Source organism: Pseudomonas sp. 43NM1 (genome assembly GCF_002836905.1).
In the GTDB taxonomy this organism is placed as follows: Bacteria; Pseudomonadota; Gammaproteobacteria; order Pseudomonadales; family Pseudomonadaceae; genus Aquipseudomonas; species Aquipseudomonas prosekii.
Window position 1 is genome coordinate 64,574 of sequence record NZ_MKGS01000113.1, and the last position, 13,837, is coordinate 78,410.

The following is a 13,837-nucleotide window of genomic DNA, read 5'->3' on the forward strand; positions in this document are numbered from 1 at the left end:
GTGGTACATAGTTATCGCATGTGCAGAGTTATCGCATGTGCAGAAAAATCGAGGACGGTCAGCTAACCGTGCCGCCCCTGGCTTCGCTGATGATCTGGCGAATCGCCCCGACAAACGTTTCGACCGGTTGCCCACCGGTGACTGCGTATTGCCCGTTGAATACCACGGTCGGCACCGAACTGACGCCGCGCGACAGCCACAGTTGCTCTTCTTCTTTTACTTCCTTGGTGTATTCATCCGAGGCCAGAATCTGCTCGGCGCGCTGAGGATCCAGCCCGACACTTTCAGCAATCGCGGCCAATTGCGCAGGGTCGGACGGGTTGCCGCCGTCGGTGAAATACGCCTTGAACAGCGCTTCTTTGAGATTGAACTGCAAACCCTCCAGACCTGCCCAGTAAAGCAAGCGATGCGCGTCGAAGGTGTTGTAGATGCGGCTGTTGCCGTCGGTGCGAAAGGCAAACCCGACCTCGGCGCCACGGGCGCGGATCATTTCGCGATTCTGCTGCGATTGCTCTGGGGTCGAGCCGTACTTTTCAGTGATGTGTTCGGTGATGTTCTGGCCGTCGGGGCCCATGTTCGGGTTCAGCTCGAACGGCTGGAAACGGATCTCGGCCTGCACCTCGTCACCGAGCAAATCCAGCGCCTGGGTCAAGCCGTACAGGCCGACCACGCACCACGGGCAGGAGACGTCGCTGACAAAATCGATTTTCAGGGAATTACTCATCGCGTACCTCGCAGGTTCATCGCGCCACAAAACCTGAACCATACACCCGACGACCGCAAGCGTGCACTCGGCCCCTGCCCTCACACCTGACCCGCAGGAGCAGAGCTTGCTCGCGAAGAGGCCGTCACCTGCAAAGTTGATGGTGGCTGATGCACCGCTATCGCGAGCAAGCTTTGCTCCTACGAAGGTAAAAGCAGGATTGGTGGGTTACAGGAGATTCGGGGTTGCGGCCGGTTCAATCTGCGCCCAGTGCGAGGTGTCTTCGCGATGACTCTGCAAGTACGGCAACACCGCCGCCAGCAAAGGTGCCTTGAACGCTTCCTGAAAACGATGGGCCATCTGCGGAATCAGCTTCAACTGACTGCCGCGAATATGCGCCGCCAGGTGTACGCCGTGCATGACCGGCAACAGCGGATCGGCCGTGCCGTGCACCACCAGCGTCGGCACGCGCAGTTGATTGAGCAGCGCTACCCGGCTCGGCTCCGCGAGGATCGCCATGATCTGCCGTTTCACGCCTTCGGGGTTGAACGCGCGGTCATAGGAGGCAGCGGCCTGCTCGAGCAACAGCTGCCGATCATCCGTCACCGCCGGACTGCCCAGTGCCGCGAGCAAATCGGCCTGTTGCTGCAGCGCCACCTCGCGATTCGGTGCGCTGCGCCGCGCGAGTAATTGCACCAGCGCTGCGTTCGGTGCCGGCAAGCCTTGCGCCCCGGAGCTGGTCATGATCAAGGTCAGACTTTCAACTCGCTGCGGCGCCATTGCCGCCATGTGCTGGGCGATCATCCCGCCCATGCTCACGCCCAGCACGTGAAATTGCTCGACGTGCAACGCGTCCATCAGCGCCAAACCGTCGTCGGCCATGTCGGTCAGCGAATACGGGGCCGACACCGGCAAACCGAGCTTGTAGCGCAGCACTTCGAAAGTCAGGTTGGCATTGTCCGGCGCCTGCCGCCACGTCGACAGACCGACGTCGCGATTGTCGTAGCGGATCACTCGAAAACCCTGCTGACACAGCGCAACCACCACCTCATCCGGCCAGTGAATCAGTTGCCCACCCAGCCCCATCACCAGCAACAGCGCCGGGTCGGACGCACGGCCAATGCTCTGGTACGCCAGGCTCACCTGACCCAGATCGACCTGTTCGGTTGGAACATCGACATCACAACGCGAAGACGCGAAAACCGGCAGGCTGAACAGCAGCGCCGCCACTAATAAAAATGCACGCATGAAAAACACCGAAACGCAGAACCCCAGTAGAGCGCGAGTCTGATGAAGTTTGTTCAAGCGCGCTGCCACAGTTGCATGACAGTTTGATGAAGCCTGCTGAACGGTCGTTTTGAGGTTTGCGAGAAAGGCCGCCGACCACTGGAAATGGGCGGTGATCAGGGTCGTTTTCCGCACGTTCCGTTAGCTACCGCTCGTCTGAAAAGACCCACTACCTGTCAACTCTGACAGTAGCCATGCCCTGCGTCCGGGCCTCCAATCCACCACTCATAAACCCCCAGACACGGGATTGCTCCTCACTCACTCGCGAGCGCAAATCATGAGTACCGACGCACAATTAATAGGCGAGAGCCCGGCCCGGTTCGCCGGCGCAATCCTGGGCGAAAGCAGGATTGATGTACCCGGCGCCCTCACCTTGATCGCAGGCGCGGATGTCGGGATCAACCGAGCGCTGGCCCGTGAAGACATCAACGGGGTGGCGATCCTCATTGCGCCTACCGAGGTCTTCGTCGGCGACCAGATAGAAGTTTTCATTCGCCATCCGGACTCGCCCATCCTGCCGATCATCTGGTTCACCGTGCCCGCAGATTACGACGGCGGTCCGCTCGTGAGAAGAATCCCGGCCAATGACATTCCCGAGGGTTTCAGTCACTGGTTCTATCGAGTCAATGGCGTCGAGTCGGGGCACCTGAAGGTGTTGGTCAAAACCGAATTGCCCGGGGGCATCGACCCCCAACCGGAATACCCGGGCCACCGATTATTGCGGCCCCCCGTCATCGCTCCATCGATCATCGACGGCACGCAGGACGTCATTGTCACCGTGCCGCCATGGCAAGGCATGCGCCACAACGACAGCGTAGCGTTTCAGTACGTCGACTGGCACATCACCCACCGGGTTCAGAGGTCGGAAGTCGGCCAAGCGGTTGCGCTGACGATTTCCCGGGAAATGATCGAGGCCGACGGTAGTGGCCAGGCTTTGCTTCAGTACTGGATAACCGATGAGGTAGGCAACATGGCCTCCGACCACTCCATCGGTTTGATGGTCGATATCCAGGACGCCAATCACGCACAACGCCTGCCCGCCCCGGTGGTGTCCGAAACCGATCAGGACAACGCCATCTACATGACGGCGCTGGGGGCCAAGTCCGTCAGCGTCACCATCGCCACCCCGGCTGCGCTGTTCGCCGCGACGGATGTCGTGGAACTCGACTGGCGAGGCGAACCCCGTACCGGCCTGCCCCAGCCATTCACCGAGTCGCGGACCGTCGCCGCCCAATCAGCGTTGACCTTCGAAGTGTCGAACGCGGTGGTCCAGCGCCTGGCCGGTGGTTTTGCCCACGTGGCGTATACGCACATTACCGCCAGCGGCGAGCGCCGATCCTCCAGATACGTCCAGGTCTTCATCGTCGGCAACACCCGCCGAATCGACTGACTCCCATTGCCAAGCTCTTCAAAGGTTATTCGCCATGAGCATTCTCACCCCTGAATCCCTCGTCAAAGCGCGGCAAATCGACTTGCTTGGGCCGCTGCCAGATACCGGGGATTCCAGCATCCAGAGCATTACCCCGCTGCTGATACCCAACTTGATCAGTAATCTGCCGGCGGATGAGGAGACCGGGTTCGGTCTCAACGGCCTCGCGTTCCTGGACGAGACAAACCAGCCCACTGGGCTGGCAACAGTGATCGACCCATGGACCAGCATGGCGCAAGGCGATGTCTGGAAAGTTGAAGCAATCTACGCGCCAGACAATCCCATCACCCTGGCGAGCGACACCGTCAGTGCCACCCAGGTGAATCAACGGCTGTTCCCGGTCATCTCACAGAATGATCTGCGCGATGGTGTGTGCGAACTGGTTGTCGGCGTACGCCGAGTCAGCAATGTCGGGGGCGACTACGAACGCTCGCCACCACTCAAGGTACTGATCAAAACCACCCGTCCCGGCGGACCGGACCCGGATGAGAAAGAGCCTTACCATCAGGGCCTGGCGCCTATAGAGATGGAGCGAGACGCCCTTGAGAGCGGCGTTACCAAGGACTATCTGGACGACAACAACGGCGTGCCCATCACCATCGCGCCCTACGAAAACATGCGCAAGAACTCCACTGTGTTTGTCTTGTGGGGCGATCTCGAAATCAGGCTGCCGCTGATCACCGACGCGCAGGTTGGCAAGCCCGTGAAGTTCACCATTCCCAAGAACCTGCTGGCAAATCTGCCCCCCGCCAACCCTTTGCTTCTCACTTATCGTCTGCAGGATGTGGTGAATAATCACAGCGCTGCCACTGCGCCGCCGATCTTTATAAATTTCAGCCCGAGCCTCGTTCTGCTGGAAGCGCCGGTCATCGACAAGGCTGACGGTGACCACCAGCTTGATCTGGATGCACTGCTGGGCGAAGACGTCGAAGTGCTTTTATTTTCGTCGAAGGTCAGCTTTGTCCCGGGCGACACGGTCGACCTGAGCTGGCGCGGCGTCAGCGCCGGTGGTCGTCAGGTCCCGGTGGATATGCAATGGAAACCCGAAGCGTCGAGCCGCTCTCACTCATTCATCATTGATTATTACCCGGTGCACTTGATTGCTCGGGGTTTTGTCAAAGTCGACTACCGCCTGACGCAGGGCGCCACGCCCGCCGACCCGCGCTTTTCGCGAACGGCCTACGCGAAGATGATCGGCATGCCCCTGAAACTGGCCGCTCCGGTGGTGCCTGAAGCCAAGGGAGGGTCCGTGCCGATAGACACCAACCCGGCCCACGTGATTGTGACCAGCCAGCCGGGCGCGATCATTCTCGGCGATCTGATACTCGTCTACTGGTACATCAAAACGGTGTCAGGCACTGAAGATCTCTACGTCACCTCCAGCATCGTTGGCGAGGACATGGTGGACAAGGACGTCGAGTTCACCATACCCGGCGCCTACATTGAAAATTGGGAAGGGGCCAACGTCCTGGTCGAGTACACCGTGCGCCGCACCGATACCGAAGACGTTGGATCTGAAGCGCTGGTGCTGGAAATCGGCGATATCACAGCGGTGTTGCCGCGACCGGAAGTCCACGACGCGGTAGACGGTGTATTGATCCCCGAAGCAGTTCCCAATGGAGCCGTGGTCACCATCAAGCCCTATCTCGGCATGCGCGCTCTGCACGTCATCCGGCTCGACTTCATCGGCGCCAATCAAAAAGATTCCTGGTCGTCGCCGCCTATAGAGTTGCTGCCGGAAATGGTCGGTGCAGACATTACGCGGACCGTGCCCTTCGACAAATTGCTGGTCAATCGCGGCAACACCGTCGAGTTTGTCTATACCGTTACCAATCCATTTACCAAAACCCAACGAGTCTCGGAACGACTGCGATTGACCATCGGCTCGCCGATTCCGAACCCGGACATCATCACCGTCACAGACAGCAATGGCATCGCCATCCCCCGCAACAGCCAGACGTATTCCTCTCGGGTAACGCTGGCAGGCACTGGCGGGGCGAGCGTGCCGGTGGAACTGCGCAACCACGGGGTGGTCGTCACCACGCTGACCTCCACCGTCGGGAAAACCTGGTCACACACGCTCACGTCCCTGGCGCCAGGCTCATACAGTTACACCGTGCAGACACCCGGCACCAACCGACCCTCCGCCCTCTGGGCCTTTACCGTGCAGCAACTGGACACCCCGTCCGTCACCGTCGTCAATGCCGGTGGCCGCCTGGTGCCCCATAACGGTGGCACTTACTACCAGAGCAACATCTTCATCCAAGGCACGGCCACCCCGCGACAGCAGGTCGATGTTTATGATGGCGGCGTCAGTCTCGGGCGGTTCCCGGTGACAGACGCCGGTGTGTGGACAGTCCCGGCGCGGGGATTCGCAGTGGCCTGGCATTCCATCACCGCCCGAACGATCGATGGTTCCAAACAATCGCTGCCACGCGCTTTCGCTGTCCAGCAAGGCCTGCTGAAAGACACCGCAAACTTTAATCACCGGCACCTGCAAGGCTGGGTCTGGGGCGGCGCGGGAGGCGCTAACGACTTTTCATTTTACGTCGGTGCCGGGAGGAACTATTACGCACTGAACAACTACACCTACACGATGAATTCACACGGGGTGGTGCTCTATAAATCCTTCAGCAACCTGCAACCGGGGGCCACTTACCGCTACCAGTTTGCCGTCGCCCGACAAGACGGTCGCTTCGACTATCCGGTACTTCGTGTGCGCACCAGTACCGGCGCCGCGACGGCTTATCAGACGATCAGCGCCTTCAACTTTATTATTCTGGATTTATATTTCGTGCCGAACGTTCCTGAAGTCACGCTATACCTCGACAACGCCCAGCCCAGTGGCCAAGGCAATGATTACGACATGGCCTGGGTCGATATCACCAAAGTGAGTTAAGCAGTAAAAACCCGCCGACCCTTTAACCGGTCGGCGGGTTTTGTCTGGCCGCCAATAAGTGGCTGCAGGACGAGGACCTACGCCAACTGACTGCGCAACTGCCGCGCCGCCGCCACCATGTTCACCAACGCCGCTTCAGTTTCTGGCCACGCCCGCGTCTTCAAACCGCAATCGGGGTTGACCCACAAACGCTCGGCAGGAATGCGCTGCACCGCTTTGCTCATCAACTTGACCATCTCAGCCGTGTCCGGCACCCGTGGCGAGTGAATGTCGTAGACGCCCGGGCCGATGTCGTTGGGGTAATCGAACGCGTTGAAAGCCTCGAGCAATTCCATGTCCGATCGCGAGGTTTCGATGGTGATCACGTCGGCGTCCATGGCCGCGATGGCTTCGATCACGTCATTGAATTCGCTGTAGCACATGTGCGTGTGGATCTGCGTTTCGTCGCGCACACCGGATGCCGTGAGGCGGAAGGCTTGCACCGCCCAATCAAGGTATTGCTGCCATTGCGCCCGGCGCAGCGGCAAGCCTTCGCGAAACGCCGCTTCATCGATCTGCACGATTTTGATTCCGGCGGTTTCGAGGTCGACCACTTCGTCACGCAGGGCCAGCGCCAACTGTTGCGCCTGGACTTTGCGCGAAACGTCTTCGCGCGGGAACGACCACATCAGCATGGTCACCGGCCCGGTCAGCATGCCCTTCATAACCTTGTCGGTCAGGCTCTGCGCATAGCTGATCCAGTCGACCGTCATCGCCTTCGGGCGGCTCAGGTCGCCGTAGATGATTGCCGGTTTCACACAGCGCGAACCATAGCTCTGCACCCAACCGAAACGCGTGAACAGGTAGCCGTCGAGTTGCTCGGCGAAGTACTCGACCATGTCGTTGCGCTCGGCCTCACCGTGCACCAGCACGTCCAGCCCCAGGCGTTCCTGGATTTGCACGGCGTGGCGGATTTCGCTGTGCATGGCGTCGGTGTAATCGTTGGCCGACAGCTTGCCTTGCTTGAACGCTTGACGCGCCAAACGGATCGAACCGGTTTGCGGGAACGAGCCAATCGTGGTGGTCGCAAACGCTGGCAGTTTCAGGCGTGCACGTTGTTGCTCGATGCGTTGGGCAAACGGTGAGACACGCTGACTGTCCTTGGCGCCAATCGCAGTAAGTCGCGTCTGCACTTCAGCTTTATGAATGCGCGGCGATTGCGCGCGGCTGACCTCGATCGCGCGACTTTCGGCCAACGCAGCTTGCACTTTCGGCGCTTGCGGATCATTGAGGGCATCGCGCAGCACGGCGATTTCTCCGCACTTCTGCACGGCGAACGCCAGCCAGGATTTCAGCTCCGGGTCGAGCTTGTCTTCACGCTCCAGGTCCACCGGGCTGTGCAGCAACGAGCAGGAACTGCTGACCCACAAGTTATCGCCAAAACGCTCTTGCGCCGGTTGCAGTTGCGCCAGCACATGCTCCAATTCGCAACGCCAGACGTTGCGACCGTTGACCAGGCCCACCGAGAGAATCTTGTAGGTCGGCAGGCGATCCAGCACTTGCCCGAGTTGGTCCGGCGCGCGCACCGCGTCGATGTGCAGACCTTGCACCGGCAGGCTGACGGCGAGGCCGAGATTGTCTTCGAGGCCGCTGAAGTAGGTCGCAACGAGTTTTTTCAGCGGCGAATACTGGAGGATGTGATAAGCGCGTTCGAAGGCACTTTTCCACGCTTGCGGCAGGTCGAGGGTCAGGATCGGTTCGTCGATCTGCACCCATTCCACGCCTTGTTCGGCGAGACGACCGAGGATTTCGTTGTAGACCGGCAGCAGGCGTTCGAGCAGTTCAAGTTTGTCGAAGTCGTGGCCATCGCCGCTGGATTTGACCTTGCCCAGCCACAGGTAAGTCAGCGGGCCGATGATCACCGGTTTGACGTTGTGGCCCAGCGCCTTGGCTTCTTCGACTTCATCAAACAGCTGTTGCCAGCTCAGTTTGAATTGCTGATCAACGCTGAATTCCGGGACCAGGTAGTGGTAGTTGGTGTCGAACCACTTGGTCAATTCCTGAGCGTATTGCGCTTGGTTGTGTTCACCGCCGCAGCACGAAGTGGTCGCGCCGCGCGCCATCGCAAACAGCGTGTCGAGGGTTGGCTGACGGTTGTCATCGAGGGAGCTGTCGAAACGCTGCGGCACCACGCCGAACGCCAGCGAATGGCTGAGCACCTGGTCGTACCAGGCGAAATCGCCGACCGGCAGCAAATCAATCCCGGCGTCTTTCTGCAATTGCCAATGGGTGGCGCGCAATTGGCGGCCAACGCTCTTCAGCGCGTCCTGATCGAGATCGCCCTTCCAGTAGGATTCGAGGGCTTTTTTCAGTTCGCGATCAGCGCCGATGCGTGGAAAACCAAGTGTGTGAGCCAGAGCCATGGTGAGTTTCTCCCTTCAAATGATGTTGTAAAACATGGCCCTATTGTCGACAGGCAAGCCAACATGAGACAAACTCAACCTTTTCGTGTTGATCACAAGTTTTCCTCATGGAGCCCCCCGGTGCTTGAAATCCGTCACCTGAAGACCCTGCATGCCTTGCGCGAGGCCGACAGCCTCGTCGATGCCGCCGACCGCCTGCACCTGACGCAGTCCGCGTTGTCCCACCAGTTCAAGGAGCTGGAAGAACGCATGGGCATGCCGTTGTTCGTGCGCAAGACCAAACCGGTGCGGTTCACCAGCGCCGGTTTGCGTTTGCTGCAACTGGCCGACGCGACCCTGCCGCTGCTGCGTGGCGCCGAGCGCGATATCGCCCGACTTGCCGGCGGCACAGCTGGGCGTCTGCACATGGCCATCGAGTGTCACAGTTGTTTTCAGTGGCTGATGCCGACCATCGACCAGTTCCGCGATGCCTGGCCGGAAGTCGAACTCGACCTCGCTTCGGGGTTTTCCTTCGCGCCGCTGCCGGCGCTGGCCCGCGGAGATCTGGACTTGGTGGTGACGTCCGATCCGCTGGAACTGGCGGGCATCACCTATGTGCCGTTGTTCACGTATGAAGCGATGGTCGCGGTGGCCAACCAGCACCGTTTGGCGAACAAGGCGTACATCGTCCCGGAAGATTTGCGCAGCGAAACCCTGATTACTTACCCGGTCGAGCGCGATCGCCTGGACATCTTCACGCGGTTCCTCGAACCGGCCGACGTCGAACCGGCGCTGGTGCGCACCTCGGAACTGACAGTGATGATGATGCAACTTGTCGCCAGCGGTCGCGGCGTGTGTGGCATGCCGCATTGGGCGCTGCATGAATACAGCTCACGCGGTTATGTGAAGGGCAAACGACTGGGCGAGAAAGGTTTGTTTGCGACGCTGTACGCAGGGATTCGCGCCGACATGCTCGACGCGCCGTACATGCGCGACTTCCTGCTGACGGCCAAAGACACCTCGTTCTCGACGCTGGATGGCGTCAGCGCCGTGCGCTGATTGGCACGATCCGCGGCGACTGAGCCTGTGGGAGCGAGGCTTGCCCGCGAAGGCGTCCTCAAGGCGGGCAAAGGCTTCGCGGGCAAGCCTCGCTCCTACAGGGTTGGGGCGGTCTGGAGGGTTGAGGCGGCCTGGATTTCGCGCCACATGTGGATTTTGTCGAAGTAGTCTTCGCCGACGCGCACCGCTAGCGGTTCGAGGCCGTACTGGATGAAGCCGCAGCGTTGATAGAGCTTGAACGCGGCGTCATTGCCGGCCGTCACCGTCAACTGCACCACGCGCAAACCCGCGTGGTTTTGCGCCTCCGCCAGCGCCGCTTGCACCAGCTCGAACCCCACGCCGCGCTGGCGCACCCGGCCCGACACGTACATGCCAAACAAGGTTGCCTTGTGCCGAGCCTTTTCCCGAGCTTCGAACGCCAAACCGACGATCCCCGCCAACTGCCCGTCTTCAAACGCGCCAAACAGCACGTCGAATCTGCTGGTCAAGCGTGCTTCCCACCAACTCAGCGGCATCACCGCGCGTTCGCGCACGCTGGAGGTGAACGCCTGAGGATGCAGGTCATAGGCTTCGAGCATCAGTGCCCGATAATCCAAAGCATGGCTGGCATTCAGGCGTTCGATCCACATGCTCAGGCCGCCTTGCGTTGTTCAAGCATCAGCCGCACCGCCAGCGCCGCCAAGACAAAACCCATGAAATAACGCTGCGCCGCCAGCCATGTCGGGTTGTTGACGAACCACGAGGCAATCCCCGCAGCGAAGATCGCGATCAACAGATTGACGCAGAAACTCACGCTGATCTGCGTCAGGCCAAGGATGATGCTTTGGGTGAACAGCGAGCCGTGTTCCGGCGAGATGAACTGCGGGAACACCGACAGATAAAACACCGCGATCTTCGGGTTCAGCGCGCTGGTGAGAAACCCCATGGTGATCAGTTTGCGCGACGAATCCGCCGGCAACTGCTGGGCCTCGAACGGTGAGCGCGCGCCCGGTCTGACGGCTTGCCAGGCCAGCCACAACAGGTACACGGCACCGGCCCATTTCAGCACTTCATACGCCATCGGCACCGCGAGAAACACCGCAGTCAAACCCGCTGCAGCGGCAAACAGATGGACGAAAAATCCCGCGACCACACCGAGCAATGACGTTATGCCAGCCTTGCGTCCCTGACAGATCGAACGCGAGATCAGATAGATCATGTTCGGCCCCGGCGTCAGCACCATGAGCAACGCGGCGGCGGCGAAAATCAGCAAGTCCTGGAGCGGGATCATTGGGCGGCCTTTGGTTTTGTAGTGATCAGGCGGTTGTCTGCAACGAGGCTCGATAAAACGGCAGGATCACGTCGCGTGTCAATGGCGCCAACGGCAGATCGCCGTCGCTGATCGGGTCGATCCATTGCACTTCTTCGATTTCGGCTGCGGGGCTGACGTTGGCATCGATGGTCAGCAAGAACAGTTCGGCTTCGACGATAAAACCCGGTTCATTCACGGCGGGCGCCGAGAACTGGCCAAGATAGGCGGCTTGCGCCGGGTCGATGCGCAAACCGAGTTCTTCTTCGAGCTCGCGGGCCAGGGCGTTGACCGGTTGTTCGTGCGCCTCGATCTTGCCGCCCGGCTGCATGAACGCGACGGTGCCGCGTTTGCGCACCAGCAATGTGCGGCCGTTGGGGTCGATGAGCAGAGCGGCGGCGATGCGGATGATGCGGGGGATGCGGGGGATGGTGGACATTGGTCGGGGTCGGCCTGAATTGAAAGGCCGACAGAATACCCTGTGGGAGCCAGGCTTGCCGGCGAAGGCGTCTTTGAAATCGCCTTCGCGGGCAAGCCTCGCTCCTACAAAAGGCTGCTATGTTCGGCAACCTGAATTCAGGAATCGGCCCGCTCCAGTTGCGCTGCGACTTCTTCAGGGATTTTCACGAAGACGCTGTACTTGGCGCCTTCCATGGTTTCGAAGGCAATCAGCTTGTCCACCAGCGGCGCGTTCAACACCTTGCCGGCATTGAGCAGCAACATGCCGTTGTCGGCGTTCAGATTGCGCGCCAGCAGCATGCCCGGCGCCAGGTCGCGGGTGGTCAGGACCTTGACCGACGGATCGGCCAGCGTCACGTCGCTGAGGTACGCGGCGCAGACCTGAATGAAATCCTCGACCAGATCCGGGTCGTAAAGCCGCCCGGCGTAGTTGCGGATATACACCAGCGCTTCGTCGCTGTTCATCTGCCGTTCGAGGATCAAGCCGCGCTGCAATTCGATGAAATCCACCGCCAATTTCAGCAACCGTGCACCCAACGGAATCGCCTCGCCCTTGAGCCGATCCGGGAAACCGTTGCCGTCCCAGCGCTCCTGATGGTGCAGGATCAGCCGCGCGGCGTCCTTCATCGGGTCGAGGGTCATCAGCAGCGATTCGCTTTGCTTGGGGTACTCGCGATAACGGTCGCGATCCAAGTGATGGAGCATGTCTGACGGCGTGGTCATCATGCTGTCGGTCCAGCTCAATTTGCCGATGTTATAGAGCGCGGCGGCCATGGTCAGGTCGCGGCTGGTGCCCTCGTCCAGACCGTGGAGTTTGCAGTACACGCGCACCAGTTCGATGATTTGCCGGTTGGTCTGCTTGGCCGGCGGCAGGCGCAGATTGGCCAGCAACGAAAACACTTCGGTGCCGGTGACATAGCTGTGTTTGAGCTCTTCGTAGGCCAGATCGAGCATGTCGGCGGTTTGCTGCAGCTCGGCGGTACGCGCCGCGACGTGTTTTTCCAGGGTCGAATTGAGGGTTTTCAGTTGTTCGTTCTGCTGCCGCGTGAGTTGCACCAGCCGCTGGCGTTCGCGCTCGGAATGCTGATGCTGCAAGACCTGGCGCAAGGTCAGGAGCATCTCGTCGTCGTTCCACGGCTTACTGATGTAGCGATGAATCTGGCCGTCATTGATCGCCTTGATGATCGTCGGCAAATCAGCGTAACCGGTCAGCAGAATGCGCGTGGTGTTCGGGTAGAGATCGTGGATATGCGCCAGCAACGTCGCGCCGTCCATGTTCGGCATGCGCGCGTCGGTCATCACCAGATCGATGCGCTGCTGCGCCATGATTTCCAGGGCTTGCGCACCGCCGCTGGCCAACAGCACCTGGTAGGGCTGGCCGCGCAGCAGACGACGCAGACTGTTGAGGATTGATTCCTCGTCATCGACCAGCAACACCGTGGGTCTATCGGTCAAAGTCGTCGGGAGTAGCTCTTCCATGGCGTTACCTCGAGTGAAACGGGTGGCTCGTTGAGCCAGGCCGGCGACAAAAATCCGCTCTTGCCGGAGCCTGACCTACAGGCTAGATGATATTCGCCCGCAGCCGGCAACTGATTCAGCCCCGCGCCCGAGCGAACTCCAGCCAAGGCGACTATGCTCACCCCACTCGGACCACATTCTGTAACCGCTCGGCCAGGTGATCAGGGAAAGGATGCCCCTATGAACAGACCGTTTCGAACTGCAGTCGGCCCAGGCGCAACCCAATGAATGCGCTGCCTGCAACCGTCAACCGGCGCATCCTGATCGTCGATGACGCGGCTTCGATTCACGCCGATTACGCGAAAATCCTCAGCCCGCAGTCGATTGACGACGACGATCTGCACAGCACCGAACGCGCACTTTTCGGATCGACGGCAGCTGCCACCGCACAGGGCTTCCTCCTCGATTCGGCGTTTCAAGGCCTCGAAGCCCTGCACAAAGTCGAAACCGCACTCGCCAACGACCTGCCCTACGCCCTCGCGTTCATCGACATGCGCATGCCGCCGGGCTGGGATGGGCTGCTGACCATCGAACGCCTGTGGCAAGTCGATCCCAAGCTGCAAGTGGTGCTGTGCACCGCGTATTCCGATTATTCCTGGGAAGATATCGACGCTCGTCTGGCCTTCGGCGACCGCTTGCTGATCCTGAAAAAACCCTTCGACGCCATCGAGATTCGCCAGATGGCCAATGCGCTTACGACCAAATGGCAAATCAGCGCAGACGCCGCGCTGAAGATCGCGCTGCTCGAACAAGCGGTCAAAGCGAATGATCCGCAACCATCAGAATTACCCGCTGCACAGGGTTCGGACGCTCC

The 13,837-nt window shown here is 60.2% G+C and carries 10 protein-coding genes and 1 pseudogene; 4 read left to right on the forward strand and 7 right to left on the reverse strand.

What is annotated here, in order from left to right:
• Positions 1–58: 58 nt before the first annotated feature.
• Positions 59–724, reverse strand: a complete 666-nt coding sequence (locus tag BI292_RS10425; protein WP_101207822.1) for a DsbA family oxidoreductase — start codon at positions 722–724, stop codon at positions 59–61.
• A gap of 207 nt (positions 725–931) precedes the next feature.
• Positions 932–1,951, reverse strand: coding sequence for an alpha/beta fold hydrolase (locus tag BI292_RS10430; RefSeq protein ID WP_101207823.1), 1,020 nt, complete (start codon positions 1,949–1,951; stop codon positions 932–934).
• Positions 1,952–2,267: 316 nt separating this feature from the next.
• On the opposite strand from BI292_RS10430, the gene BI292_RS10435 reads away from it, so the two are divergent.
• Positions 2,268–3,380 (forward strand): hypothetical protein, encoded by a 1,113-nt coding sequence (locus BI292_RS10435; RefSeq protein ID WP_101207824.1) that lies wholly within the window; start codon positions 2,268–2,270, stop codon positions 3,378–3,380.
• 34 nt (positions 3,381–3,414) lie between these two features.
• The gene (locus tag BI292_RS10440) at positions 3,415–6,318 is read left to right on the forward strand and encodes a hypothetical protein (protein ID WP_101207825.1); all 2,904 of its coding nucleotides are present in this window, start codon (positions 3,415–3,417) and stop codon (positions 6,316–6,318) included.
• A gap of 77 nt (positions 6,319–6,395) precedes the next feature.
• Here BI292_RS10440 and metE read toward each other — a convergent pair whose 3' ends face one another.
• A complete protein-coding gene (metE, locus tag BI292_RS10445; RefSeq protein ID WP_101207826.1) occupies positions 6,396–8,720 on the reverse strand; it encodes a 5-methyltetrahydropteroyltriglutamate--homocysteine S-methyltransferase in 2,325 nt (774 codons plus the stop codon).
• Positions 8,721–8,840: 120 nt separating this feature from the next.
• Here metE and metR point away from each other — a divergent pair, with 120 nt between their 5' ends.
• Positions 8,841–9,758 (forward strand): transcriptional regulator MetR, encoded by a 918-nt coding sequence (gene metR, locus BI292_RS10450; protein ID WP_092278575.1) that lies wholly within the window; start codon positions 8,841–8,843, stop codon positions 9,756–9,758.
• Positions 9,759–9,853: 95 nt separating this feature from the next.
• On the opposite strand, the gene BI292_RS10455 is transcribed toward metR, so the two are convergent.
• The 4 genes from BI292_RS10455 to BI292_RS10470 all read right to left on the reverse strand — a co-directional run bounded on the left by BI292_RS10455 (position 9,854) and on the right by BI292_RS10470 (position 12,984).
• Positions 9,854–10,387 (reverse strand): GNAT family N-acetyltransferase, encoded by a 534-nt coding sequence (locus tag BI292_RS10455; protein WP_101207827.1) that lies wholly within the window; start codon positions 10,385–10,387, stop codon positions 9,854–9,856.
• A gap of 2 nt (positions 10,388–10,389) precedes the next feature.
• Positions 10,390–11,028 carry a LysE family translocator gene (locus tag BI292_RS10460; RefSeq protein WP_101207828.1) on the reverse strand — a complete coding sequence of 213 codons (639 nt, stop codon included), beginning with the start codon at positions 11,026–11,028 and terminating at the stop codon, positions 10,390–10,392.
• 25 nt (positions 11,029–11,053) lie between these two features.
• Positions 11,054–11,485 (reverse strand): NUDIX domain-containing protein, encoded by a 432-nt coding sequence (locus tag BI292_RS10465; protein WP_101207829.1) that lies wholly within the window; start codon positions 11,483–11,485, stop codon positions 11,054–11,056.
• Between the two features lie 137 nt (positions 11,486–11,622).
• Positions 11,623–12,984 carry an HD domain-containing phosphohydrolase gene (locus BI292_RS10470; RefSeq protein ID WP_101207830.1) on the reverse strand — a complete coding sequence of 454 codons (1,362 nt, stop codon included), beginning with the start codon at positions 12,982–12,984 and terminating at the stop codon, positions 11,623–11,625.
• Between the two features lie 263 nt (positions 12,985–13,247).
• Between BI292_RS10470 and BI292_RS10475 the strand changes: the two are divergent.
• Positions 13,248–13,808 (forward strand): annotated as a pseudogene (locus BI292_RS10475) (two-component system response regulator); the annotation flags it as partial.
• Positions 13,809–13,837 lie beyond the last annotated feature (29 nt).

Excerpts from the sequence above, each read along its gene's own strand:
- BI292_RS10425 (WP_101207822.1), bottom strand. The coding sequence starts at position 724 with ATGAGTAATTCCCTGAAAATCGATTTTGTCAGCGACGTCTCCTGCCCG.
- BI292_RS10430 (WP_101207823.1), bottom strand. The coding sequence starts at position 1,951 with ATGCGTGCATTTTTATTAGTGGCGGCGCTGCTGTTCAGCCTGCCGGTT.
- BI292_RS10435 (WP_101207824.1), top strand. The coding sequence starts at position 2,268 with ATGAGTACCGACGCACAATTAATAGGCGAGAGCCCGGCCCGGTTCGCC.
- BI292_RS10440 (WP_101207825.1), top strand. The coding sequence starts at position 3,415 with ATGAGCATTCTCACCCCTGAATCCCTCGTCAAAGCGCGGCAAATCGAC.
- metE (WP_101207826.1), bottom strand. The coding sequence starts at position 8,720 with ATGGCTCTGGCTCACACACTTGGTTTTCCACGCATCGGCGCTGATCGC.
- BI292_RS10455 (WP_101207827.1), bottom strand. The coding sequence starts at position 10,387 with ATGTGGATCGAACGCCTGAATGCCAGCCATGCTTTGGATTATCGGGCA.
- BI292_RS10460 (WP_101207828.1), bottom strand. The coding sequence starts at position 11,028 with ATGATCCCGCTCCAGGACTTGCTGATTTTCGCCGCCGCCGCGTTGCTC.
- BI292_RS10465 (WP_101207829.1), bottom strand. The coding sequence starts at position 11,485 with ATGTCCACCATCCCCCGCATCCCCCGCATCATCCGCATCGCCGCCGCT.
- BI292_RS10470 (WP_101207830.1), bottom strand. The coding sequence starts at position 12,984 with ATGGAAGAGCTACTCCCGACGACTTTGACCGATAGACCCACGGTGTTG.